A 23,496-nucleotide genomic window follows, 5' to 3' on the forward strand; every position below is an offset into this window, starting at 1 on the left:
ATCTCGCCGCATTTTTGCCGATTCTGAGGTGAATCCCTCTCGAGAATCGCAGAGATTTATTCCACGACAAACCACCGCTCGCTGCGAACGGACTCTCTTGCGAAATTCGACTAATCAACTCATATAATCGCCTATTAAGATCACCGCATAACACAAGGAGTCGGGCGTCGATCAGGATAAGCACAGGCAAGGCATTCCCAATGACAAGCCTGTTCTCGCTCCGGGATTCGCATGTGGATTCCCCGCGCAACTTCCTCCCGGACCGCACCGCCCCAAAAGACAGACATGACGGAGAGTCCCTTGAGCGCACCTGCTCCCACTTCCAACCAATCTCCTGCTCCGGAACAGACCTTCGGCACCGCCGGCATTGCGCCGATGGACCGCCCGAGCGCCATGACCCGCTTTTTCATGAGCATCGTAGCCTGGGCCGAAAGCCTCAACCTGAAATATGCCAAGCTCGGCAATCCGCCGGTCTATGACACAGCCACTTTCCCCTGGGCCGCCGAGATAGAAAAAGATTTTCCGGCCATTCGCGCCGAGCTCGAAAAGGTGCTGCTGCGCCAGAGCGAGCTGCCGACCTTCCAGGACATCTCCACCGACGTGAAGACCATTTCGACGGATACGCGCTGGAAGACCTTTTTCCTCCTCGGTTTTGGCGTGAAGTCGGAGCAGAACATCAAGGCGTGCCCGAATACCTGGGCAGCCGTGCAGAAGATCCCCGGCCTGACGACGGCCATGTTCTCGATCTTCGAGCCCGGCAAGCATCTTCCCGCCCACCGCGGCCCCTATAACGGCGTGCTGCGCCTACATCTCGGCCTCATTGTGCCGGAGCCGAACGAGAAGCTCGCCATCCGCGTCGACAAGCAGGTTTGCCATTGGCAGGAAGGCAAGGCGCTGATCTTCGACGACGCCTATGAGCACGAAGCATGGAATCATACCGACAAGACGCGCGTTGTGCTCTTCGTCGATTTCGTCAAGCCGCTGAAATTCCCGGCTCGTTTCGTCAACTGGGCCCTGATGAACCTGGCGATCTTCACGCCCTTCATCAAGGAAGGTCTCGACAACCACAAGGAATGGGAAAAGAAGTTCTACGCCGAAGCCGAGGCGTTCAGAAATCGGCCGAAGCCCTGATCTGATCGGCTGATTGATTTAACAAAACCCCGGAATCCTCGTGGATTCCGGGGTTTTGCTTTGAGCGATCAGGCTAGCCCTCAGGCAGGCTTATCCGTCTCTTCGGCATCGTCGTAATATTCCTCTTCCTCGGGCTGGGCGGCATTGGTCTTGCCATCGAGATTGCCGAGCAGGGCCGAGATGGCATTGTCGCCGTCGAAGCCGGCCTCCTTCAGCAGGCGGTCGAGGATCGGCTTGTTGGCCTGGTAGGAGAGTAGCTGGCCGGCAAGCCCTTCGCCGAGGCCGACGCCACTGCCGCCGCCCGTACCGTTGCCATTGCGGCCGAGCATGCCGCCGGTGTCGAAGATCCGGATATCGGAGATCTTTTCGATCGGCTTGACCGCTTCGGCAAGGGCGGCGGGCACGATGCGGATGCGCTCGCGGGTGATCTCGAATTCGATGATGGCCGGGCTGAGCTTGTTGCGCGCTTCGTTGAGCAGCGCTTCGCTCTCGGCTGTTGCCTTGCCGGTTTCTAGAATACCCTTGGCCTTGATGATCGCAGCGTCGGCTTCTGCCGTTGCCAATGTCTTGATGGCGTCGGCCTGGTCGGTCGCGGCCTGCTTTTCGGCTTCTGCAGCGATGGTGACGGCGGTTGCCTGGGTTTGGGCGCGCTTCTGCGCGTCGATCACGGCGATCTGCTTCTCGCGTTCGGCGATCTCGACTGCCTTGGCGGTGCCGACCTTTTCCTCGGCTGCGATAGCGAGTGCGCGAGCGGCTTCTGCCTTTGCCTTGGCTTCAGACTCTTCGCGGCTCTTGTTGGCAACCGCGATGGCGCTTTCCTGCGCGACGATCTGAATATCGCGGCGGGCTTCGGTATCGCGTTGCTGCACGGCGCGGGTCGAGTCGATGTTGGCGGATTCGCGAGCCTGTTTCGCAGCTGCCTCGCGTTCGGCGATCGCCTGTTCGGCGGCGATACGGGCTTCCTCCTCCGCACGCTTGGCGGCCTGTTCCTGCTGTGCGGTCTCGGCGCGGGTGGCGGCGGACTTGTTGGCGATGTCGCGCTGCTGGTTCAGTTCGGCCTCGCGCTTCGTCCGCTCGATGGCGAGCGACTGCTGGCGCGCTTCCAGGTCTTTCTGGGCGATCGCGACTTCGGTATCGCGAACGACTTCGTTGCGCTCCTTCTTGCGCGCCTCGGTGACGCGGGTCAGAGCGGCCAGACCATGGGCGTCGAAGAAGTTGTTGGCGTTGAAGTGCTTGATATCGGTCTGGTCGAGGCGCGTCAGTGACACGGATTCCAGTTCTAGACCGTTAGACTGCAGGTCGGAACCGACCGCATCCTGTACGGCCTTGACGAAATCCATGCGCTGTTCCTGCAGGGCATCGAGGCTCATCGTGGCCGCCACCGAGCGCAGGCTGTCCACGAACTTAGCTTCGATCAGCTGACGCAGCTGTTCGCTGTCGTTGGTGCGGTTGCCGAGCGTCTGGGCGGCGAGCGCGATGGAGGAGCTGTCCGGCTTGACGCGGACGTAGAATTCGGCGCCGATATCGACGCGCATGCGGTCCTTGGTGATCAGCGCGTCGTTCTCGCCGCGCTGGACTTCCAGGCGCAGCGTCTTGAGGTTGACGCGGGCGATCGAGTGGAAAATCGGCAGCACGACGGAACCGCCGTCGAGCACGACTTTCTGGCCGCCGAGGCCGGTGCGCACATAGGCTTCATCGCGGCTCGAGCGCACATAAAGCGAGGCAAGGACGAAGCCGATCCCGAGGATCAGGACGAGACCTATGCCTGCGGGGAGAATAAGGTCGTAAAGGCCGTTCATGAAGGTTGCTCCGTAGAGGATTTGTCATCGGACCTCACAAGGTCCGAGGGGGCGGAAACTGCGATGAAGATGTCGGCCTTGCGGTCGACAAGCAGAACTTGGGCGCCGATCGGCAAGGGGCTTTCACCCTTGGCGGCGCTGGCGCGCAACTGATGCCAGTTGCCATGCGCATCTTTGACGCTGACGCGGCCGGGCAGACGCTGATCCAGAGGACCGATGGAAACCGTGCCGGTACGGCCGACGAAGTCGTCGGCCTCGACGACGTAGGTCTCGTCGCGCGGCACGATCCTGGCGATCATTCGCGTCGAGCCACGGACGAGAGGGATCGTGACGGCGAGGGCCGGCACTGCGGCAGCGATCGCCGGCAGCGGCACCCAGATCACGTCGGCCACGGTCTGGATGGCAAAGCCCGTCACGGCGAAGATGCCGAGGGCCAGCATGATGAGGATCAACAGCGGCACGCCGCCAATATTGATCCAGGACAGCAGGTCGGCGAGCACTCCGTCATGACCTTCGAAATGCGGCTTGCCGATGAGTTCGCTCAGCGAGAAGCCAAGCAGCATCGACAGGATTTCGACTGCCGTCAGTCCGATCAGGATCATTGCCGCGATGGCAAAGGGCGCACATTCGGGTGCGAGAAACAGGTGCATTGGTTACTGGCCGTTGGCCTTGAAGCGGGCAAGGCGTGCTTCGATCGCCTGCTCCCGGTGCAGGCGATCCAGCTCATCGAGTTCGGCGCTGGTTGCGGGCTCGCCCGATGGAACGCCGGTCAAGCGGGAAACGGCGGCTGCCGCGCGGGCTGCACCGGCGGCCGGTGTCGGCCGTGGATTTCCGCCCGTTGCCTCTTCGGGAGCATGGCGGGCGATGCTGCGCTTGAAATCGACAAGCCGCGCTTCCGCCTCGCGACGCGCGGCTAGAACAGCCTGAAGCGCCTTCTGACCCTCGTCGATCTGTGCGTTCGCATCCGCAAGCGCCTTGTCGAGGGCCGCAATCTGGGCTTCGAGATCGATCTGGCGCGAGACGCCGGCCTTGGCGAGATCTTCGCGGTCGGCAGAGATCGCAAGCCGGATCTTGACGTCGAGCGCGTCGAGATCGGCGACAATCTCGCTGCGGCGGCTCTGGATGCGGTATTCCTCGGCGCGCGCCTTGCCGAGATCAGCGCGCGCTTCATCGGCGGCGGCGTCGATCTCGCGCAGCGCCTGCTCGATGACGGCAACCTTGTTGGCGCCTTCTACGGTGTCGAGCGCAGCATTGGCGAGGCCTGCAATCAGTCGCCCCATGCGGGAAAGAATGCCTTCATGCATCGTCATGTTATCCTCCGTTCGGGGAGAGTTTGGTGTTACCCCGATGTGAATCGCGTAATGGCCTCCATCGGCGACCAGGTAGGCGGGGATATTGCTATCCCAGCCTTTGAAATAGCCGGCCACGTCGAAGGGCACGGCAACACGGCCGCGCACCGTCGAGATTGTCAGGTCTGACGGACCCTTGATGGCAAAGAGCTTTTCGTCGAGAGGTAGCCGGTTCCAATCGGCAAGCCCGCCTCGATTGGCCGCAAAATCACGCAAGCCCAGCGTCACGAGGCGCGCGGGCAAAGCGGTTCGTTCGCGGATCGTTTCATAGGCAAGATCGTGAAGCGTGACGAGATTTGCTCCGGCTCTGTCCGGAACGATTTCGCCCAAGAGTTTCATCATCTGCCCGTATGCGGCAAAGGTCTCGTCCAGAGCCTGCCGCGCTTCGTCATTGGGAGCGAGGTCATATCGCAGACGAGAGCGGTGCGTTGGTGCGTGTGTCTTTGCCATGGCCTTCAAGTAAAGCACCGCTACGGTGCTTTTCAAGGGAGCATGGCGTCAAACATGAATGAATTGTAATGAATGATGGGCCGCATAGGTTGCAGAAATTTGATACTTCTCTCCGCCTATGGGCGATCATGCAACTCATGAGCTCGCGTATATGTAGTGATCGGGCGCGAAAAAACCATATGAAAAGCGCGGCCAATCGGCCGCGCTGTATGGAATCTTTGAGTGGAGCGTTGGGGAGGAACCGCGGTTACTTCACGGTCCGTACGATTGCAGCGCCTGCCGTCATGCCGCCGCCGAAGGCCACCAGGCCGAGATTGAGCGGCTCTGAGTGTTCGTTGGCGACATGCAGCATGGCAAGCGGAATGCTTGACGAGCTGGTGTTACCGTAGGTCTCGATGACGCTGAGGGCCGGGCGGCCGCTGCGTTTGGCAATCGTGTCGATGATGCGCTGGTTGGCCTGGTGCGGCACCAGCAGATCAAGATTGGCAAGCTCGATGCCGGCATCGACGCAGGCGTTTTCGATCGAACGGGTCATCGAATGCACCGCTTCGGTGAAGACCGAGCGGCCGTTCATCGCGATGACGCCATTGTCCGGAAGCGGAACATAGAGCAGATCGCCCGGCTCCGGCCGGCCGCTGACGATCGGGCGGCTCGCGGTGAAGAGCGGGTTGCGCGCCATGTCGCGGCTGGTCACCAGGCTGGCAGTCGCGGCATCGCCGAAGAGGATTGCGGTGGAGAAATCGTTCATGTCGAGCAGCGGCGACAGAACTTCCGAGGTGATGATGAGCACCTTGGCGTCGTTCTGCTGTGCAATGAAATCATAGGCTTGCTGCAGCGCGTAGAGATAGCCGGAGCAGGCGGCACCCATGTCATAGGCAGCCAGCGACGGCCGCACTCCATCCTCCGCGACGGCAACCGCGACGCGGCTTGCAAGCGACGGTGTGGCGATGTCGGGCGTTCCGGTGGCGGCGATCACCAGATCGACATCGTGGATCGACATCTGGTTCTGCTTGAGGAGATCGCGCGCGGCCTTTGTGGCTAGGCTCAGCGTGCCTTCGTCTGGCCCGACCCAGAAGCGACTCTTGATGCCCGTCAGCGCCAGGATTTCGTCGGCGCGGCGGTTCGGCCAGTTATGGATGATTTCTTCGTTGGTGACGCGGCGGGCGCCGGTCGCGATGCCAATGCCGTTGATGACGACTTCCGAGAAGCTGCCGGTATGGCGGCGCAGCGTCGGGATGACATGCGACTTCAGGCGCCGTAGCACGAACTTGTTCTGAATCTCCGAAGCGAGCGCAAAATTCTGTTCGCTGAGATCACGGTTGGCATCGACGGTCAGAAGCGGGCTGTCAGTGGCGATCTGGTCGCCGATCTTGGCGAAGACCTCCTGCACGATGCCACCGATATTGGCGCAGATTTCGACGGAGGCTTTCGTCGCCTCGACGACGGCAACGAGCTGGCCGACTTCGATCTTGTCGCCAGGCTTGACGAGCAGATCCGTCACGAGGACGTTCTCGTCGGCGGGGCCGGAGCCGATCGCCTTGATCGCTGCCGTCGGGCCGCTGTCGTCCTCTTCGTGCCAGGTAACCTCGCATTCGAGGACTTCGGCCATCAGGTCGACCAGCTTGCGATAGGAGGGCAGAGTCTCAAGCTGATTGCGGAAGTTGAAGGGAATGTGAGCGTCCGAACGGGCCAGCCGGCGCACGACGACCGGCACATCGGTCTTTTCGGTGACGGTCGCGATGATTTCCGCGCCCATGCCAACGGTGCGATTGTCTTCGTGGACGACGATCAGGCGGCGGGTGCGCCGTGCACTCGCCAGCACTTCCTTCTCATCCCAGGGCGAGATCGAGCGCAGATCGATCACCTCGACGGAGAAGCCCTGCGCCTCGAAGGCGCTTGCAGCATTGGCGCAGAGCGAAACCGTGTTGCCGTAGCTGACGAGCGTGATGTCGCGGCCACGGGCGACATGGCGCGACAGGCCGGGATGGACGAAGTGCTTGTCCAGATCCTCGGAGGTACGGCCGTCGGAGTTGTTGAGCACGGCCTTTGGATAGAGGAAGACCGTCGGGCGCCGCGATTCGAAGGCGGCATTCAGCAGACCGGCGGCATCGCCGGCGCTAGAGGGCATGACGACGTCGATGCCCGGCGTGTGCGCCAACATTCCCTCGAAGCTCTGGGCATGGAACGGGCCAAGGCCGGGCTTATAACCGCCGCAGCTCACCATCAGGATGACGGGCGCTTCCCAGGCGCCATTGCTGCGCCAGAACATGCTGCCCATTTCAGAGACGATCTGATTATAGGCGAGCGGCAGGAAGTCGGCGAACTGCAGGAAGGCGACGGGGCGCTGGCCCGCCAGCGCGCGGCCGACCGCCGTGCCGACGATTGTCGATTCGGTGAGGGCGGCGTTGCGCACGCGGTCGGGATATTTCGTGCTGAGGCCGCGCGTCACACCAAAAACGTCGCCCTTCGGATCCTCTATATCCTGGCCAAAGAGAACGACTTCGGGATTTGCGGCCAGCTGCTTGTCGAGGACGACATTCAGCGCCTCGCGCATCGTCAGTGTCAAGGCGTTCTCGTTGCCGCGATATTCTGCCTTCTTATCGAAGGAAGCGGGGTAGGGAGCCTTCGCTTCCGGCTCGACCTTCGGGGCGTCTTCCTTGCGGGCAAGGGCGGCTTCCGCCTGCACCTCGGCAATCAGTTCCTGTTCGATCTTCCGAAGTGCATCGGCGTCGACACCGGCTTCGTGCAGCATTGCCCGCAGGTTCGGCAGCGGATCGCGCGAAGAGCCCGCCTCGATTTCGAGCAGGGTGCGATAGGTCTTCTGATCGTCGGCGTTGGTGTGGTCGGAAAGGCGCTCGACATTCAAAAGCACGATGCTCGGCGCGCGATTGTTGCGGCTATGGCGGACGGCCTTGCGGAAAGCGTCGCGCGATGCGGTGAGATCGTCGCCATCCGTGCGGATGATATCGATGCCGTAAAAAGAGGAAGCTTGGCCGGCGGGCAGATCGAAGAAGGTCTGTTTGCTTGTGCGCGTCGAGATGGAGAAGCTGTTATCCTCGATGACGAAGACGACGGGATATTGGCTGCGTACGGCCTCAGCGACCGCTTCCAGGAATTCGCCCTGCTGCGTGGTGCCATCGCCGACACAACAGATGGCGATCGGCATGCCGGGCTTTTGCTTCAATGATGCCGCGACGCCGACGGCATGCAGGGCATTGTTGCCGACGGGACCGACGATCGACGTGATGTTGAGAGCGCGGGAAGACAGATGCGCGCTCATCTGCCGACCGGCGGAATGAGAATTGGCTGTCGCAAGCAGGCTGGAAAAGAACTCACGAATGGGCATGCCGCGTGCCAGCATCAAGGCCTTGTCGCGATAATGGAGATGCAGCCAGTCGTCGTCCTGAAGGAATTCGTTGAGAAGCGCCGTGGACTCGTGGCCGGCGCCGGAAACGTGAAAATGTGCTATGCCCTGCTTGATGAATTCTCGCTCGAGCCGATCTATTTCTCTGGAAATGAAAAATATTCTGTGAAGTTGCTTAAGGTATTCTGTTGCAAACCTCCCTTCCATCTCAATGATTTTCCTGATCTTTCGTCTCAATTAAATGCTGGGAGTTAGGTAAACCCCCAGCCTGCCTTTTTCAATACACGTTAAATGACAAGATCTTCTCGGATTGAAACCGAAATACGTATATTGCGGGGCTGCAATTTTTCACGATGTTTCTGTCCACAAGGCATGCGCGACAATGCACCCGCCTAAACGCGAAACGGGTGCGCCTTTCGTGCATCTCATCAGCCCGAGTTGCGCATCGAGGCGGCGGCACGTTGTCTTTCGGCGGCGGCCTTTGCGGCCTGTTCTTCCTTGAGAATCAGCTCCTTGGGTTTCTTGCCGATAATCTCCTTGCGGCCTTTCCGGGAGAAGGGCTGAACGAGCTGAGCGAGAAAACCCTTGGCTACCTTGCCCGTGATGCCGATATCGGTAGAGGACGGACGCGGCGGGTTGTAGAAAGTGCCGAGAAGCTGATCCCAGATCACGAGGTTTTCCCCATAATTCGTATTTCCTTCGGCAAGAATCTTGGAATGATGCCAGCGATGGAGGCGTGGAGTCGAAAATATGAGGTCGAGTGGGCCGGTGCGCATGTCGACGTTACAATGCGTGAGCAGACCGATGAAAGCCGTAACCGCGCCGATCCAGAGGAAGACAGGCAACGGCGCGCCGAGCAGATAGAGCGGAATCTGACCGAGCGCGATCTTGAACAGCGTATCGATGACGTGAAAACGGCCTGTGTTGATGACCCATAGCCGCTCGACGCTGTGATGCAGGGCATGGAAGCGCCAGAGGGACAGATGCTCATGCGCCAGGCGATGCGCCATATAGAGGCCGAACTCGGCGATGACGAGGCCGAGCACAACCTGGAACGCCATAGGCCATTGATCCGGCCAGAAATGCGAATGGTAGCTCAGCGCCGGCTGCGCGACGGTCGCGACCGCCATCGGGAAGGAGGTGCCGATCGCAGCGGCGATCTGTACGCCGCCCTTGTTCAGCAGCGTGTGGGCGATATCGTTGAATGTCTCACCATCGCGTTTCTGCCAGGTCTTCTCGTAAGGCATCAGCCGCTCGAAGAGGGCAATCACCGCCACCGTCGACAGATAGACAACGTTGAACCAGAGCAGATGCATATTCGATTCGAAGGCGAAATATGCACCGGTCAATCCGGCACAGAAGATGGCGGGCCACAGCAGGGAGGAAACAGCAGCGTAAAGACGCGAACTGCTTTGAAATGTCATTCCTTCAACCTCAGATTCTAATCGGCGAAATAGCGCGTGAATATGTGCGATATGTAGCGCGATGATTGTGGAGTCGAAAGCGAAATTTTTCCATTGGCTGGCAACAGGCAGTTGGACAGGAGATCAAGACGTGCGGATAGAGCAGGCAGCAGACGAATATCTGGATGAGTGGACGCGATTGCGCGTCGAGCTTTGGCCAGATAGTTCGTACGAACATCATCGCGCGGAGCTGGCACAATTTCGCGCCAATGAAAATGCTGTTGCGTATCTCGCGATCGATTCTGCCGGTCATGTCGCCGGTTTTGCTGAAGCGACATTGCGGCACGATTACGTCAATGGCTGCAAGACGTCACCGGTTCTCTTCCTCGAAGGCATCTATGTGCGCCCTGAACATCGACGCGGAGGGATGGCGCGCGCGCTCTGCGATGCAGTTGGCGCATGGGATCGGGCCGCCGCCTGCATGGAGTTTGCCTCGGATGCGCTGATCGACAATCTTGCGAGCCATGCCTTCCATGCGGCGCTCGGCTTTATCGAAACCAGGCGCGTGGTCTATTTCCGAAAGCTGCTTTAGGCCGGAGCTACAGGACTGTGCCTAGGCAAATGTCAATTTCGTTTTCTGCTGGCCAGCCTCATCGAAATTCTCCGGGGCCAGCCAGTGCTCGTAACCGGCCTTCAGCCGCGGCCAGTCGGCGTCGATCATGGCAAACCAGGCGGTGTCGCGGTTCTTGCCCTTGGCGACCATGTGCTGGCGGAAGATGCCTTCGAAAACGAAACCGAAGCGTTCGGCTGCCCGCTTCGACGGTTCGTTGAGGTTGTTGCATTTCCACTCGAAACGGCGATAGCCGAGCGTGTCGAAGACGTAGGATGCGAACAGATAGAGCGTTTCGGTCGTCACGCGGCTGCGGGCGATGGCGGGTCCCCACAGGATGCTGCCGATCTCGATGACGCCATGCGTGTTGTCGATGCGCATCAATGCCTGCCGCCCTTCGGCGCGTCCGGTGCGCTTGTCGATCGTCACGAAGAAGAGCGGATCGGCAGTGGATGCTGCTTTCTCGAGCCAGGGCGAGAAGGCGGCACGATCGGCCGGCGCGTCTTCGAAAAGATAGCGAAAGCGATCTTCCGCGCCGGGTGCGCGGGCCGAGGCATAGAGATCGTCGCCATGATAGGCCGTGTCGAGCGGCTCGATCCTGACGTAGCGGCCTTCAAGAGTAATACGCTCGGGGCGGGCGACACCCTTCCAGTTGGTCAGATCCATATCAAAGTCCTTTGGTCATCAAATATAATCTAGCGGAGCCGGCCGGATTGTATCAGCTCTGCAAGAGATTGTGGCAGTTCCATTCCGTCGGGCAAGCCGGGGGCGGGCTGTGGTGATGCCAGGCGGCTTTCGATAGGCAGAACGCCAGCCCAGACAGGATGATCCGCCTCGTCCATATCGCCCGGCGGACCGTTGCGGACCTTGGCCGAGGCTTCTTCGATTTTCATCCGCATGACCGAGGTCGCTTTTACTTCCTGCGTGGTCATCGGCCTCAAACTGTCCCAGCGGCCGGGAAACAGGTCTTCGATCAAGTGGCGCAGCGCATCGGTCTTTTCCTCGATATCGTCGACCAGACGGGCCATACCGAAAACCATAGCTGAGCGATAGTTGACGGAATGGTTGAAGGCCGAGCGGGCAAGCACATAGCCGTCGATGATGCTGCAGGTCAGGCAGACAGGCATGTCTTCGGCGGCGCGCAGGAAGCGGCTGGCAGACGAGCCGTGCCAGTAGACATAATCGTCCTCGCGCCAGTGCAGGGTCGGCGTCACATAGGGCGCTCCGTCAATGACATAGCCGACGTGACAGAGCGGGGCGGCATCCAGAATGGCGTGGACATCGGCATGGGCGTGGCTGCCGCGCTTCGGGCTGCGCCGCACGCGGGTACGCTCGGTGGTCGGATAGGTCTTCGTATGGGGCGAATAGTGATCGGCCATGTCTTCCTCACAGATCGGGTGTTGATCTCTGCCAGCAAAGAGGTAGGCTATAAACAGCCAGTTTTTTGATTTTTAGCAGACCAGTTGAGGTTTTATGGTATCGGTTGCGCAGTGGCCGGCACTCGACCGGACTTCGGGCGATCTGGAGGGGCAAGTCTATCGCCTGATGCGCGACCGCATCCTGCACGGGCAGTTGCCGGCAGGGCAGCGCGTGCCGTCGACGCGGGCGATGGCCGTCTCGCTCGGCGTTGCGCGGTCGACCGTGGTGAATGCCTATGATCGGCTCAAGGCTGAAGGTTATCTGCGCTCGGCATCGGGTGCGGCGACACGCGTTGCGACTTTCCCGACGACGCCGTTGTCGGGTCAAGCTGCACCATCGCTCCCAAATCTGCCGCGCGTTACGGAATTCAAGACCGGGGGATTGTATGAACCCGGCGTGCCCGATGTCTCGACCTTTCCCCATGCAGCTTGGGCGCGTTGTCTCGGCGCTCGCGGCCGCTCTTTGCGGGTGCATGATCTTGGTTACAGCGATCATGGCGGCGTTCGCGAGTTGCGCGAGGCCATCCTCGAACACATCTCGGCGACGCGTGGCGTGGTTGCCCGCCCCGAGCAGATCGTGATCGTCCCGTCCACCGGTGCCGCGATCGGGTTGCTCGCGAGCGTGTTGCTTCAGCCCGATCATGCGGGCGACATCGTCTGGATGGAAGACCCGGGCTATGCCAGCGCGCAAGCGATCCTGCGGATGGCTGGAGCCAGCCTCGTGCCGGTGCCTTGCGATGCCGAGGGTATCGATATCGCGCAAGGGGCCGAGCCGTCGCCGCGCCTGATCTATGTCACACCCTCGCATCAATATCCGACCGGAGTCACCATGAGCCTGCCGCGTCGGCTCGCCTTGCTGGAATTCGCCCGCGCCAACGGCGCGATCGTGCTGGAAGACGATTACGACAGCGAGTTTCAATATGCGTCGCGGCCGATCGCCGCCCTGCAGGGCATCGATCACGGCGAAGTGGTCGCCTATATCGGCACCTTTTCGAAGACGCTCGCGCCCGGTCTGCGCCTCGCTTATGCCGTTATTCCCTCGCGGCTTCTGGCGGCGACCGAAGCGGCCCAGCGGCTGAGGGGGGCGGTCGTGCCCGTTCATATCCAGGCGGCCTTGGCCGATTTCATGCGTGAGGGGCGGTTTCGTGCGCATCTCAGGCGGATGAACGCTATTTATGCGGAGCGCATGGCGGCAACTGTCGAGGCGCTTCGTCGCCATTGCGGCGATTGGCTGGAGGTGGGCGAGGGAGCAGGCGGATTGCAAGTGGCGAGCTGGTTCCGGGACGGAAAGACCGACGACGTCGCCGTCGTGCGTGCAATTAACTCCAATGGTTTCGCTGTTCGGCCGATATCGGCGCTGTATCTGGGACCTGCTCGACCCGGGCTGCTGCTTGGTATCGCGCGCATGGAAGCTCGGGCTGCGGATGCTGCAGTGGCAAGGATCGCCAGGCTGCTTGCGACGATGCCCGTCAACGCCTGACGAACAATCGCCGGTATTCCCGTGGCGTCATGCCTTTCAGGCTTTTGAACTGCCTGTTGAAATTGGCAAGCGAGGCATAGCCGACGGAATCGCTGATATGGTGGATCGCCTGGTCGGTAGAGGAGAGGCGGGCGCAGGCGTCGCCGATGCGCATGCGCATGAGATAATCCGATATCGTCCCGCCGGTATGGCGGCGAAACATGCGGTGCAGGCCGGAGACGCTCAGCGCCGCGATATCGGCCAGTTCATCGAGGCTGATCGCACGGGCATAATGAAGATGCATATGCGTGAGAACACGGTCGATACGCTCGCGGCTTTCCTTGAGATCCGGAGCCTGCGCCGGCGCGCTGGCAAGCGGCGTCGCTTGCCGATCTTCCGCGACCGTCACCAGGATGCCCAGCAAAGCCAGAAGGCGCTCGACGGGTGGCTTTTCGAAAATGGTTTCGAACGAGGAGCGGACGGCGGCGGAAGTTGTCTGCGAAAAGCGCAGGCCGTTATCTCCACGCTGCAGCATCGCTTCGATCGACCGGAATTCGACGGTGGCGCCCGTCATCTGCAAAAGCCAGTCGCGATTGAACCAGAGCACCAAGGCAATATGCGGCTTTTCTTCTTCGAGCTTGGCACGCGAAACCCAGCTGTGTGGCAGATTGGGGCCGACGAGAACGAGATCGCCGTCATTATAGTCGCCACTATGATCGCCGATGAAGCGCTGGCCGATGGAGTTCAGCGTCAGCGTCAGTTCGAATTCCGGATGATGATGCCACTGGAACGGAATGCAGTCGTCAAGCCGACGGTTCAGCATGCTCCAGGATGCCTCCGGCGAACGGGGTAAAACTTCGAGATAGGGCCTCATGGGGCGTCCATAGCATGGTAGAAGCCAAAATAGTATCAGAATTGGCCAGAGCCAGGCAACATGAGCGTGAGCTTCGGCGCTACAAGTTTTCCGTCACCCGAAATCAAAAGGGCCAGCGAGATGGAGGAAACCGATGCAGCCTGCCTTGAAACGAGACGCGCACCCGACCGCATCCGCGGTCACGACGCAATTGAAGGATATCCAGAAGACATTGCCGCTCAGAGTGCTGTCGAAGGACGATTGGCAGCATTGGATCACTAGGGGTTATGTGATCGTGCGTCAGGCCGTGCCTGCGGCGAATGTCGAGCGGCTTGTCGAGCTCTTGTGGCGTTTTGACGAGAAGGACCCGAACGACCCCTCCACCTGGTATGCGCCGCAGCGGCGTGAGCACAAGATGAAAGAGCTCAACAATACCGGCATGCTGGAGATCTATAATCACCAGTATCTCTGGGACAACCGCATGGAAAAGCGGATCTACGATGTCTTCGTCGACATCTGGGATCGCGAGGATCTCTGGGTCACGATCGATCGTGCCAATCTCAACCCGCCGAAGAAGGTAAAGGGCAATCCGAACGGCTTCATCCATTGGGATGTCGATACTTCGATCCGCCCGCTGCCGATCGGCGTTCAGGGTGTTTTGAGCCTTAAGAAGCAGGATGGCGATGTCGGCGGATTTCAGTGCGTGCCTGAGCTCTTTGAGCATTTCGAGGAGTGGGAAAAGACGCAGCCAGCCGATCGCGATCCGATGCATCCGGACATGACAGGATTGTCGGTCGTCAATATCGACATGGAGCCCGGCGACCTGATGATCTTCAATTCGCTGCTCGCGCACGGCGTCCGTCCGAACCATTCGGATAACCGTGTTCGCATGGCGCAATATATCTCCATGCATCCGGCGGAATACGACAATATCGCTGAACGCGAGGAACGCATTCGCCTGTGGAGGGAACTGGACTCTCCGAAGCGCGACGCCTTTCCCGGCGATCCCCGCGACTGGGAAAAGCACAATGCGACGACGGCCGAACTGACACCGCTCGGTGAAAAGCTGTTGGGTCTCAAGGCCTGGTAAACGGCTGAAAGCACACTCTCGAAGACATCGAGCGGCCATGGCCGCTCGAAATTCTTAGACAGATGTGATGGTAAATACGCGGCCGTCAGGTCTCATTCCAGCGACGAATGACCGGCTCGGTCAAGTCATGCTCGTAGCCGAGCACGCTGATGCTTGTGGTGTCGAGGATAAAATGCTCACCGCCTTCCGGCGGTAGGCCAACCCAGCGAGCGGCGAAGACGCGCAGGAAATGGGCGCTGGAGAAGATCAGGATGGAGCCATTGATGCCGCGAAGTTCGCCGATGATCCGGTCGGCGCGCGCACCGACATCTGCTGCCATCTCGCCGTTCGGGCAGCCGTCGCGAAAGACCTGCCAGCCGGGGCGTTCGGCAAGGATCGCCTTCGTAGTGATGCCCTCATAGGCGCCGTAGTCCCACTCCGCCAGATCCTCCTTGACGACGCGGCGATCGCCGAAGCCCGCCAGCGCGCAGGTGTTTTGCGCGCGCTGCGAGGGGCTCGACCAGACGGCGGCGAAATTGATTAGGGGTAGGCGGCCCGCGAGTTTGCGGGCGGCTTCCTCGCCTGCAGCGGTCAGGGGAATATCGGTCCGGCCGGTGTGCCTGCCGGAGAGGCTCCACTCCGTCTGTCCGTGGCGTACCAGATAGACTTCGGGATAGGCGCTGCTCATGCCGTTTCTCCTTTGCATTTGCCGTGCGAAATTCTTCGCATCTGCGAAAGGCTCTGTCGAGGGTTAAGGTTGTTCGGTAAGTGTCGCGACAACCCTCTGCAAATCCAAGCTCTTGTAGAGGGTTGTGAATCTCATCGTTTCACGGCGCGACGGACGCTGTAGAGCAGAATGGCGAGACAGCCGATCAACAGCAGAAGGCCGCCCGCGAGCGGCGGCATGGCGAGAAACTTCACCGCTCCGGCAATCACGAGGATGAGGATGAGGCAGAGCGTGGCGAGGCTGCCGTCATCGATGAACATGCCGATGAGCTCGGACAGGGCGATGCGCACGATGGTCATTGGGCTGCCTTTGCTGTTGGGTTGCCGCGCATGGCGCGGATGATGGCGTAGGAGGCGAGCGAGACGATCGCGAAGATGGCGATCAGTGCGAGATCCTCGCCCGGCCAATGCGCGCCGATGCCTTCACCGGTCCAGAAGATGCCGAAGCTTGTCAGCATGAGGCCAACGACGAATTTGAGGGTATTTTCCGGCACGGTAGCAAGCGGGCGATGCACCAGCAGCCCGATCAGCATGACGAGCACGAAGGCGGCGAGCGCGCCGAGGCCGGCATAGAGTGTCAGGCCATGCGCACCGCCGACGGCGATGACGATGAAGACCACTTCGACACCTTCAAGCAGCACGGCCTTGAAGGCGGCAAGGCCGGCGAGATAATCGGCACGGCGATCTGTGGACTGTGCCTGTAATGCTGCCGTCTCCTTGGAAAAGGCTGCTTCCTCGTCGTGCAGGGCGATGACGCCGAGGGAGCGAAGTATGGCTTTGCGCAGCCAGCGCATGCCGAAGAGGATCAGCAGAACGCCGACGACGAATTGCAGGATTTCGATCGGGATCAGCGCCAGCAGCGGTCCGAAGATGAGAACGAGGGCCGCCAGCACGGCAAGCGCAAGCGCGGCACCCGTGAGGGCCGGGCGCCAGCTTCGTGTGACGCCGACGGCGAGGACGATGGTGAAGGCTTCCACGACTTCGACAAACGAGCCGAGGAAAGATGCCGTCACGGTGGAGAGAATGGGTGTGAGGCTGTTCATGAACTGATTCCCGAATGACGGTTAGGGCCTTGAATTCGTGCGGTATTTTCCGGACTATTCTTCCTCATGTGCCAAGTGAGCTCACGCGTGAAGCACTCCGGCTTGGCGGTCTGGTTGCCATTCACTTGCGTTTCCTCGTGCCGCGTTTGCTCCATGATTTATCGAGCGCGCCGCGCAGCTGGCTGAGCTGGTCGAGGCTGTCGATGGCAGCATCCTTGCCCTTCGCGGCGAGCGCGACGATTAGGGATTCGATCAGCACCAGCGTACCGGCATGCATGGCGAGGTGGCCGGCATTGCCACGCGGCACTGGCAGGACCTCAGCCACCTTGTCGGCCGTGAGCAGGCCGAGATCGTCGCTGATGAGGATGACCGAAACGCCATGTTTGCCCGCATGGTCGAGAAGCACCTCGACCTCACGATAGAGCGGCGCATAGGCCATAACCAGCACCGCGTCACCCTTGCCGATCCGGAGCAGGCGATCCGCAAGCGCTATGCCGGAGACCGAGAGTGCGGTGGTCGGCAGGCCTATGCGATTGAACTGCAGGCTGGCATAATCCGCCATGGCGCCCGAGGGGCCGATGCCGAAGACATGACGTCGGGCTGCCTTGGCAAGAATATCGACGCAGCGTTCGAAGCTTGCGGCAAATTCCTCGCGTCGCAGAACATCCAAAGCCTGCTCGTGCATACCGATGACATGGTGAAGCGCATCGCCGGCTTGGCTGCCCGTTTCAGCCAGCGTGCGTTGCATCCGCATTCCGGGTGATGGCGTTCCCGTCAGCTCCTCAAGCAGGGCGGCCCGTAACATCGACAGGCTTTCGAAGCCGAGGGCGCGGGCGGTGCGGACGACCGTCGCGTCGCTGGTGCCGGCGAGCTGCGCGATCTGGGCAGCCGAATTCAACAGTGCGGCCTGCTTTTGATCGACGAAGAAACGTGCGATACGTTGCTCTGCGGGTGCGAGGGTCTCGATCACATCGAGAACGCGGTCTTCGAAAATGCGAGGTTTCTGCGTCGCTTCTGCCATCGGATATCTTTTGTAGTAAATGCTACCAATTGCATTATCTGTAGCATTTACTGCAAAAGAATGACAGCACAAAACAAAAGGCGCTTTGCTGTGTCGCAAAGCGCCTTTTTTGATCGCGTTGAAAGGCAAGCGCAGAGAGCTTGTTGCGACTATTCCGCCAAGGCCGCGCGCACAGCCGGGATCACCTTCCGGCCGTAGAGTTCGATACAACGCAGCATCTTGTCATGGCCGAGTGCGCCGGCGCTGTATTTCAGCTGAAAGCGGCTGATGCCGAGCGTCTTGACGACCGGGGCGAGCTTGTCGGCGACCGTTTCCGGCGAGCCGACATAGAGCGAACCCTTTTCGATCTCGTTGTCGAATTCCGCGCGCGTCATGGGCGGCCAGCCGCGCTCGCGGCCGATGCGGTCGCGCATCGCCTTGAAGCAGGGCCACAGCTCCTCGCGTGCCTGTTCATCCGTCTCGGCGATATAGCCGGGCGAATGGATGCCGATCGGCTGCACCGGCTTGCCGAGTTGCTCGTAGGCGCGGTGGTAGAGATCGACATAGGGCTGGAAGCGATAGGGGCTGCCGCCAATGATCGCCAGCATCAGCGGCAGATCGTAGTGAGCGGCGCGCACCACCGATTCCGGGCTGCCACCGACGCCGATCCAGGTCTTCAGCTGGCCGCTCTCGATGGTCGGGAAGACCTTCTGGTTGCGCAGCGGCGGGCGGATGCTGCCCTGCCAGTTCACCGGCTCATTCTTGAGCAAGGCCGCGAACAAATCCAGCTTTTCCTCGAACAGCTGCTCGTACTGCGACAGCTCGAAGCCGAATAGCGGGAAGGACTCCGTAAACGAGCCACGGCCGAGAATGACTTCGGCGCGGCCGTTCGAAACAGCGTTCAGGCTGGAGAAGCGCTGGAACACGCGGATTGGGTCGTCCGAGCTCAGCACGGTGACGGCCGATCCCAGATGGATTTTCGATGTGCGGCTGGCGATGGCGGCCAGGATCGTTTCGGGCGAGGAGACCGCAAAATCCTCGCGGTGGTGCTCACCGATGCCGAAAAAGTCTATTCCAAGCTGGTCGGCAAGGACGCCTTCCTCGACGACATTGCGCAGCACCTGCGCATGGGGCAACGGCGTGCCCTTGTCGTCGAAGGTCACGTCGCCGAAAGTATCTAGGCCGAATTCGACATTGTTTGTCGTCATGATTTTTCCCGTCATGTGTCGAAATGATAATGTTGAGACAGCATGTAGTGTCGCTTCCGACCATCCACTACCCGGAAAGTTTCGGCTGAAATCTTCGAAGAATTCGATATGCCGATGGCAACCGGCGATATTCGTCAGTGCCGGCGTTGCGATCGGTAGCACTCGCGCCAATATTAGCTTGGACCTGAGCGCAGTTGGATGAAGGAGGAAACATATGGTCGCACTGAAAAAGGTTAATCTTACCAAAGCCTTTGCAGCCTTCGATGAAACTTGGAGTCCGCACATCGGCGGCGATATCAACGATTTCCAGGTCAAGCTCACGAAGCTGGAGGGTGCCTTCCATTGGCACCATCATGAAGAGGAGGACGAGCTCTTCCTGGTCGTCAAGGGAACACTGCGCATGAAGCTGCGCGAGGAAAACGGCGGCGATATTGTCCTTGGCCCTGGCGAATACATCATCGTTCCGCATGGGGTGGAGCATTGTCCGGTCGCCGAGCCGACCTGCGAAGTCGTGCTGTTCGAGCGCAATACGACGCTCAATACCGGCAATGTCGAAAACGAGCGGACGATCCGCACGCCCAAGCGTCTTTAAACGATCCCGATGGTCCGGCGGCCCGTCAAAAAGGGCTGCCGGACATTGACCAGTCCATCAGTTCAGCGCCAGCTTGTTCGACGGCGTGCGGCAGGCCGCGAAAACATCCAGCTTCGGATCATAGACCTTCGTCGAGACGTCCATCATGCCAAGAACGCTGTGGAAGATGTTGTCGTGAGAGTAGGTGCCCTCGGCGGCCTGCTTGGCAAGACAGGCCATGTCGAAGCCGGCGGCCTTGGCAAGATCGTCAGCCATCCATACCAGCATCGGCACATGCGTCTGCTGTGAGGGTGCGATGATATAGGGCGTGCCGTGCAGATAGATGCCGTTTTCGCCGAGCGACTCGCCGTGATCGGAGAAATAGAGCACGGAGCCGGACACCGAGTTCGAACGCTGCTTCAGCTTGTCGATCACCATGGCGACGATGTGATCCGTGTAGAGGATCGTGTTGTCATAGGCATTGGTGATTTCCTCCTGGGAACAGGAGCTGAAGTCATTGGAGCGGCAATCCGGCTGGAACTGGCGGAATTCTTCAGGGTAGCGCTGATAGTAGGCCGGACCGTGACTGCCGAGCTGGTGCAGCACCAGCACGCTGTCGCCCTTCACCTTATCCAGCCAGCCGTCGATCTTATCGACGAGGATTTCGTCCCTGCATTCGCCGTCCTTGCAGAAACGCGGATCGGCAGAGGGAGGCAGGTAGGTATAGGAGACGCGATCGGTGACGTTGTAGCTGCCGGTGTCATTATCCAGCCAGGTCACATCCACCTTGGCATGGGTCAGGACGTCGAGCAGGTTCTCCGTCTCAAGTCCCTTGCGGTGGGTATACTGCCCGCGCGTATAGACAGAGAACAGGCAGGGTATGGAGGTCGCCGTTGCCGTTCCGCAGCTGCTTGTATTCGGGAAATAGATTACGTTGCGTTTTGCCAGCTCCGGATTGGTCATCTTGGCATAGCCGCCCAGCGAAAAATTCTGTGCGCGGGCCGTCTCTCCGGCGACGATGATCGTGACGCGCGGCCTGCCCTTGTCGACGACGCCGACCCGATGGGCGTCCGTGCCCAATGGCTGTGCGACGACGTTTGCGTTTCTTTGCGTATCTATGACGTAACGCACCGCGCTTGTGATCGGCATCACCGGATTGAGGGTATCCATCAGGTCGCGATGAGCGCGGCCGACGCCCGCATAAGTCTTATAGAAGGTCGTCCCGGCGATGACGAAGATCGCCGAACAGGCGAGGATGACGGCGGTATTGTAGGCGAGTTTCTTGAAGATCGGGCGATGGACGATCCGGATCCATGCGACGACAAGCGACGGCAAGACGCCCGTCAGCAAAACATAGGTGATGAAGCGCGTCGTGATCAGATGGCCACTTTCCGCGCCTGTCGAAACAGCCGCATTGCGGATCATCTCCTTGTCGATAATGACGCCGAACTGGTCGTTGAACCAGGACGATACCGATGCCACCAAAATGAAGAAGATCAGGACCGGCTTCGTGACGTATTTGGCGGAGAAGAGCGTGAAGAGCGCCATGATGGCTGCGGAAATACCGATGACGAAGGCGGCAAAAGCGGCCCGGTCGGCGATAAAATAGCCATAGGACTTCGTCCAGAACATCTTGTTTGTCACAAGAAGTACATAAAGCGTGGCTATAAGGCACAGTGTGACACTGCCGATTGCTGGCCTGAATATCTGTCGGCCAGATGATGCGTTTTCGCTGGTCAATGGTTGTCTCCGAGGCATGGGCTATCGGCTGGGCGCCTGTAAACCCATCACTGCAGGATGGCGCTTGGGCTGTTGAAGCCGACGACCATGGTTACCAATCCTGACATTTACCTGAACGACAAGCTTTTGTGCAGGGCTATTTCGGGCCTGATTCCGATTGTCGTCTTTTTTGCCGGCTTCATATCGGAGTTCAGGTCGCCGTCAGAAATAGGCATCATAGCTGCTTGATTGCAACTGGGGATGCAATCGTGCGGCTTCTATTGGTCGAAGACAATGTACTCATAGGCAATGCCGTACAGGATCATCTGCATGCGGAGGGCTGGTCAGTCGACTGGTCCATGGATTTGGAATCTGCCAGGGGCGCTGTCGCGGCCGAAGCCCACGACGTGATGCTGCTTGATCTTCGCTTGCCCGATGGCAGCGGCCTCGATCTGCTCAAGCTCATGGAAGCGCGCGGCGAAACGACCCCAGTCATTATCATGTCGGCCTATGATCAGCTGTCGGACCAGATGGCGGCCATGGATATCGGTGCCGTCGACTATCTCGTGAAGCCCTTTGCGCTAAGCGAGATGGCGGTTCGCGTGCGCAAGGCGGCAAGACGCCGCCGCTTGATCCGCATGCGCAACGCTGGCTGAGGCGACGGCTTTCAGGGCCGGGCTGTCGTTCCCGACCGCAGGAGATCTAGCACAGCGATGGCTGCGGCAAAGACCACCAAGGACAAGAGCCAGCCCAGGACCGCGTCGGACAGATAGTGTGCTCCGGTCATCACGCGCATGATCGGCATCATGATCGAGACGGCAGCAAGGGGAATGCCGAGCGGAAAACGCAGGCGCGGCGGCAGCAGCAAGATGAGGCAAAGCAACCAGCCGCCAGACGACGCCTCACCGGAGACGAAAGAACAGTTTCCGAGACATCGGCCGGCAAACGAGCCTGCCTGGACGAAATCCAGCGAGCCGCCGAAAAGATCCGTGCTGCGCGGTCTCGGCCTGCCGCTGTAGCTCTTGAGCAGCGTGTTGACGATGAGGCCGCAGCCGATGACAAGCGATATCAATGCAGCGATGTACCGATCCGTTTTCAGCGTCCGCCAGCCTGCGCCGAATTTGCGCCAGGAGGAAATCAGGTTGGCAATCAGGACAACGACGGCGACATAGGGCAGGGCGAGCGTCACACCTCGCACGATCTCGAAGACAGGGTTTTTGGCCAGGGCAAAGGCGCCGCAGACTTCACCCGGAATGACGGCGGATGCGCAGGGTGTAGCAGCGAAGACACTCTTCGCGACGACGAGATCGATATCGGGAAATCGATAGAAGACGAACAGCAGCACCCACCAGAGGACGAAGAGCGAGAGAAACACAAAAAAGGATCTGCTGATGGGAGCAGTCCGTTTTGTGTAAGCAATGGAGTTGTCGTACATCGTAGACGCTGGCCACTGTCCGAACAGGTTCAAAACAAGTGCCCGTCCGCGTTGTGCAAACGCCCAAAGGCCACTATCGGGCGTCTTTTATGACAGAAGCCTGACAGTAACCTGAAAGATCAAACGGTTAAGAACGTCCTTGAGGCTCGGTAACCCGGTAAAGCGACTGCGGCGGTTGACCGTGCCTTACTATGTTGTGCGCGGTGACTTATTCACCGGTCTTGAAATAGGCTTCCAGCCGGTAACCATCAGGATCGATAACGAAGGCGGCATAATAGAACTGGCTGTAGTCAGGCCGGATACCTGGCTTACCGTTGTCTTCGCCGCCGTTGGCGATGCCGGCGGCATGGAAGGCGTCGACGGCTGCCTGGCTTGGCGCCACGAAACAGAAATGCAGGCCGGAACCGCGATCGGCGGGAACGGGACGTTCCACCTCACTGACCCAGAACTGGGCACGCTCCGCCCCATATCCGACTGTGCCGTCGAAATTGGTCAGACGTTCATAGCCAAGCGGTGCCAATGCAGCATCGTAGAACGCCTGTGCCCGCGCCAGATCTTTGACGCCGATCGAGATATGGTCGAACATGAAAACTCGCTCCGTGTTGTCTGCGGAGTATTGCGAAGCCGCCCCTGGAAGATGCCAGCTTTCGAAGCCCGCAGGTTCAATTGGGCCTCACCATCTTGCAATGGTGATGGGAAGTCAACAAAGCGAAGCGGTCGGTTATCGGGTCGTTCGATCCAAATTTCCAATCGCAAATCGTCTGGGCGCCGCCGATCTTGATGAGCCAAGCCAGCGGCCGCACTTGCTGAAAATCGGAGAGAGCATGATTTCCTGATGCGCCGTGCCGCCGAAGCCGCTGACGCAGGGAAGGATTGACCCGCCGGAGAG

At 60.0% G+C, this 23,496-nt stretch carries 22 protein-coding genes; 6 read left to right on the forward strand and 16 right to left on the reverse strand.

Features of this window, described 5'->3' with window-relative positions:
• Positions 1–285 precede the first annotated feature (285 nt).
• The gene (gene olsC, locus PH558_RS02555) at positions 286–1,131 is read left to right on the forward strand and encodes an ornithine lipid ester-linked acyl 2-hydroxylase OlsC (RefSeq protein WP_095435554.1); all 846 of its coding nucleotides are present in this window, start codon (positions 286–288) and stop codon (positions 1,129–1,131) included.
• Between the two features lie 80 nt (positions 1,132–1,211).
• Here the strand turns inward: olsC and PH558_RS02560 are convergent, their stop codons facing one another.
• The 5 genes from PH558_RS02560 to olsE all read right to left on the reverse strand — a co-directional run bounded on the left by PH558_RS02560 (position 1,212) and on the right by olsE (position 9,517).
• Entirely contained in the window at positions 1,212–2,930 is a 1,719-nt protein-coding gene (locus tag PH558_RS02560; protein WP_095435553.1) for a flotillin family protein, read from the reverse strand.
• Entirely contained in the window at positions 2,927–3,580 is a 654-nt protein-coding gene (locus tag PH558_RS02565; RefSeq protein ID WP_285201978.1) for an OB-fold-containig protein, read from the reverse strand. Before PH558_RS02565 ends, PH558_RS02560 begins: the two co-directional genes overlap by 4 nt.
• 3 nt (positions 3,581–3,583) lie before the next feature.
• Positions 3,584–4,729 carry a PspA/IM30 family protein gene (locus PH558_RS02570; protein WP_285201979.1) on the reverse strand — a complete coding sequence of 382 codons (1,146 nt, stop codon included), beginning with the start codon at positions 4,727–4,729 and terminating at the stop codon, positions 3,584–3,586.
• A 247-nt stretch (positions 4,730–4,976) separates the two neighbouring features.
• Complete coding sequence (locus PH558_RS02575) at positions 4,977–8,300, reverse strand: thiamine pyrophosphate-dependent enzyme (protein ID WP_285201980.1); 3,324 nt, start codon at positions 8,298–8,300, stop codon at positions 4,977–4,979.
• Positions 8,301–8,521: 221 nt separating this feature from the next.
• Positions 8,522–9,517 carry an ornithine lipid hydroxylase OlsE gene (olsE, locus tag PH558_RS02580; protein WP_285201981.1) on the reverse strand — a complete coding sequence of 332 codons (996 nt, stop codon included), beginning with the start codon at positions 9,515–9,517 and terminating at the stop codon, positions 8,522–8,524.
• Between the two features lie 130 nt (positions 9,518–9,647).
• On the opposite strand from olsE, the gene aac(6') reads away from it, so the two are divergent.
• The gene (gene aac(6'), locus PH558_RS02585) at positions 9,648–10,088 is read left to right on the forward strand and encodes an aminoglycoside 6'-N-acetyltransferase (protein ID WP_285201982.1); all 441 of its coding nucleotides are present in this window, start codon (positions 9,648–9,650) and stop codon (positions 10,086–10,088) included.
• A 21-nt stretch (positions 10,089–10,109) separates the two neighbouring features.
• Here aac(6') and PH558_RS02590 read toward each other — a convergent pair whose 3' ends face one another.
• Positions 10,110–10,772 carry a GNAT family N-acetyltransferase gene (locus PH558_RS02590; RefSeq protein WP_113408145.1) on the reverse strand — a complete coding sequence of 221 codons (663 nt, stop codon included), beginning with the start codon at positions 10,770–10,772 and terminating at the stop codon, positions 10,110–10,112.
• 29 nt (positions 10,773–10,801) lie between these two features.
• Positions 10,802–11,485 (reverse strand): pyridoxamine 5'-phosphate oxidase family protein, encoded by a 684-nt coding sequence (locus PH558_RS02595; RefSeq protein WP_113408144.1) that lies wholly within the window; start codon positions 11,483–11,485, stop codon positions 10,802–10,804.
• Between the two features lie 94 nt (positions 11,486–11,579).
• Here PH558_RS02595 and pdxR point away from each other — a divergent pair, with 94 nt between their 5' ends.
• Positions 11,580–13,004 (forward strand): MocR-like pyridoxine biosynthesis transcription factor PdxR, encoded by a 1,425-nt coding sequence (gene pdxR, locus PH558_RS02600; protein ID WP_285201983.1) that lies wholly within the window; start codon positions 11,580–11,582, stop codon positions 13,002–13,004.
• Here the strand turns inward: pdxR and PH558_RS02605 are convergent.
• Positions 12,994–13,857 (reverse strand): helix-turn-helix domain-containing protein, encoded by an 864-nt coding sequence (locus PH558_RS02605; RefSeq protein WP_095435544.1) that lies wholly within the window; start codon positions 13,855–13,857, stop codon positions 12,994–12,996. The two genes, pdxR and PH558_RS02605, sit on opposite strands and share 11 nt — an antisense overlap.
• A 133-nt stretch (positions 13,858–13,990) precedes the next feature.
• Between PH558_RS02605 and PH558_RS02610 the strand changes: the two genes are divergently transcribed.
• On the forward strand, positions 13,991–14,926 hold the full coding sequence (locus PH558_RS02610; RefSeq protein WP_285201984.1) for a phytanoyl-CoA dioxygenase family protein: 936 nt from the start codon (positions 13,991–13,993) through the stop codon (positions 14,924–14,926).
• Between the two features lie 85 nt (positions 14,927–15,011).
• Here the strand turns inward: PH558_RS02610 and PH558_RS02615 are convergent, their stop codons facing one another.
• From PH558_RS02615 to PH558_RS02635, 5 genes are all read right to left on the reverse strand, one after another.
• Positions 15,012–15,593 carry a histidine phosphatase family protein gene (locus PH558_RS02615; protein WP_285201985.1) on the reverse strand — a complete coding sequence of 194 codons (582 nt, stop codon included), beginning with the start codon at positions 15,591–15,593 and terminating at the stop codon, positions 15,012–15,014.
• A 131-nt stretch (positions 15,594–15,724) separates the two neighbouring features.
• Entirely contained in the window at positions 15,725–15,931 is a 207-nt protein-coding gene (locus PH558_RS02620) for a hypothetical protein (RefSeq protein WP_285201986.1), read from the reverse strand.
• Positions 15,928–16,674: a COG4280 domain-containing protein gene (locus PH558_RS02625; protein WP_112415467.1), complete on the reverse strand. Its 747-nt coding sequence runs from the start codon at positions 16,672–16,674 to the stop codon at positions 15,928–15,930. Before PH558_RS02625 ends, PH558_RS02620 begins: the two co-directional genes overlap by 4 nt.
• A 121-nt stretch (positions 16,675–16,795) precedes the next feature.
• Positions 16,796–17,695 carry a MurR/RpiR family transcriptional regulator gene (locus PH558_RS02630; protein ID WP_285201987.1) on the reverse strand — a complete coding sequence of 300 codons (900 nt, stop codon included), beginning with the start codon at positions 17,693–17,695 and terminating at the stop codon, positions 16,796–16,798.
• Between the two features lie 149 nt (positions 17,696–17,844).
• Complete coding sequence (locus PH558_RS02635; protein WP_285201988.1) at positions 17,845–18,882, reverse strand: LLM class flavin-dependent oxidoreductase; 1,038 nt, start codon at positions 18,880–18,882, stop codon at positions 17,845–17,847.
• Between the two features lie 214 nt (positions 18,883–19,096).
• On the opposite strand from PH558_RS02635, the gene PH558_RS02640 reads away from it, so the two are divergent.
• The gene (locus PH558_RS02640) at positions 19,097–19,474 is read left to right on the forward strand and encodes a cupin domain-containing protein (protein WP_095435537.1); all 378 of its coding nucleotides are present in this window, start codon (positions 19,097–19,099) and stop codon (positions 19,472–19,474) included.
• Positions 19,475–19,531: 57 nt separating this feature from the next.
• Here PH558_RS02640 and PH558_RS02645 read toward each other — a convergent pair whose 3' ends face one another.
• Entirely contained in the window at positions 19,532–21,211 is a 1,680-nt protein-coding gene (locus tag PH558_RS02645) for a phosphoethanolamine transferase (protein WP_113408138.1), read from the reverse strand.
• A gap of 230 nt (positions 21,212–21,441) precedes the next feature.
• On the opposite strand from PH558_RS02645, the gene PH558_RS02650 reads away from it, so the two are divergent.
• Positions 21,442–21,828: a response regulator gene (locus PH558_RS02650; protein WP_095436331.1), complete on the forward strand. Its 387-nt coding sequence runs from the start codon at positions 21,442–21,444 to the stop codon at positions 21,826–21,828.
• Positions 21,829–21,839: 11 nt separating this feature from the next.
• Here the strand turns inward: PH558_RS02650 and PH558_RS02655 are convergent, their stop codons facing one another.
• Both PH558_RS02655 and PH558_RS02660 read right to left on the reverse strand, forming a co-directional pair.
• Entirely contained in the window at positions 21,840–22,547 is a 708-nt protein-coding gene (locus tag PH558_RS02655) for a phosphatase PAP2 family protein (RefSeq protein ID WP_285201989.1), read from the reverse strand.
• 268 nt (positions 22,548–22,815) lie between these two features.
• A complete protein-coding gene (locus PH558_RS02660) occupies positions 22,816–23,193 on the reverse strand; it encodes a VOC family protein (protein ID WP_285201990.1) in 378 nt (125 codons plus the stop codon).
• Between the last annotated feature and the right edge of the window lie 303 nt (positions 23,194–23,496).

Origin of the sequence: Rhizobium pantanalense (genome assembly GCF_030182525.1) — a bacterium.
Taxonomy (GTDB): domain Bacteria; phylum Pseudomonadota; class Alphaproteobacteria; order Rhizobiales; family Rhizobiaceae; genus Rhizobium.

What these genes read in the sequence shown, in the direction of transcription:
- olsC (WP_095435554.1), top strand. Translation starts at nt 286, where the DNA reads ATGACGGAGAGTCCCTTGAGCGCACCTGCTCCCACTTCCAACCAATCT.
- PH558_RS02560 (WP_095435553.1), bottom strand. Translation starts at nt 2,930, where the DNA reads ATGAACGGCCTTTACGACCTTATTCTCCCCGCAGGCATAGGTCTCGTC.
- PH558_RS02565 (WP_285201978.1), bottom strand. Translation starts at nt 3,580, where the DNA reads ATGCACCTGTTTCTCGCACCCGAATGTGCGCCCTTTGCCATCGCGGCA.
- PH558_RS02570 (WP_285201979.1), bottom strand. Translation starts at nt 4,729, where the DNA reads ATGGCAAAGACACACGCACCAACGCACCGCTCTCGTCTGCGATATGAC.
- PH558_RS02575 (WP_285201980.1), bottom strand. Translation starts at nt 8,300, where the DNA reads ATGGAAGGGAGGTTTGCAACAGAATACCTTAAGCAACTTCACAGAATA.
- olsE (WP_285201981.1), bottom strand. Translation starts at nt 9,517, where the DNA reads ATGACATTTCAAAGCAGTTCGCGTCTTTACGCTGCTGTTTCCTCCCTG.
- PH558_RS02590 (WP_113408145.1), bottom strand. Translation starts at nt 10,772, where the DNA reads ATGGATCTGACCAACTGGAAGGGTGTCGCCCGCCCCGAGCGTATTACT.
- PH558_RS02595 (WP_113408144.1), bottom strand. Translation starts at nt 11,485, where the DNA reads ATGGCCGATCACTATTCGCCCCATACGAAGACCTATCCGACCACCGAG.
- pdxR (WP_285201983.1), top strand. Translation starts at nt 11,580, where the DNA reads ATGGTATCGGTTGCGCAGTGGCCGGCACTCGACCGGACTTCGGGCGAT.
- PH558_RS02605 (WP_095435544.1), bottom strand. Translation starts at nt 13,857, where the DNA reads ATGAGGCCCTATCTCGAAGTTTTACCCCGTTCGCCGGAGGCATCCTGG.
- PH558_RS02610 (WP_285201984.1), top strand. Translation starts at nt 13,991, where the DNA reads ATGCAGCCTGCCTTGAAACGAGACGCGCACCCGACCGCATCCGCGGTC.
- PH558_RS02615 (WP_285201985.1), bottom strand. Translation starts at nt 15,593, where the DNA reads ATGAGCAGCGCCTATCCCGAAGTCTATCTGGTACGCCACGGACAGACG.
- PH558_RS02620 (WP_285201986.1), bottom strand. Translation starts at nt 15,931, where the DNA reads ATGACCATCGTGCGCATCGCCCTGTCCGAGCTCATCGGCATGTTCATC.
- PH558_RS02625 (WP_112415467.1), bottom strand. Translation starts at nt 16,674, where the DNA reads ATGAACAGCCTCACACCCATTCTCTCCACCGTGACGGCATCTTTCCTC.
- PH558_RS02630 (WP_285201987.1), bottom strand. Translation starts at nt 17,695, where the DNA reads ATGGCAGAAGCGACGCAGAAACCTCGCATTTTCGAAGACCGCGTTCTC.
- PH558_RS02635 (WP_285201988.1), bottom strand. Translation starts at nt 18,882, where the DNA reads ATGACGACAAACAATGTCGAATTCGGCCTAGATACTTTCGGCGACGTG.
- PH558_RS02640 (WP_095435537.1), top strand. Translation starts at nt 19,097, where the DNA reads ATGGTCGCACTGAAAAAGGTTAATCTTACCAAAGCCTTTGCAGCCTTC.
- PH558_RS02645 (WP_113408138.1), bottom strand. Translation starts at nt 21,211, where the DNA reads ATGCCTCGGAGACAACCATTGACCAGCGAAAACGCATCATCTGGCCGA.
- PH558_RS02660 (WP_285201990.1), bottom strand. Translation starts at nt 23,193, where the DNA reads ATGTTCGACCATATCTCGATCGGCGTCAAAGATCTGGCGCGGGCACAG.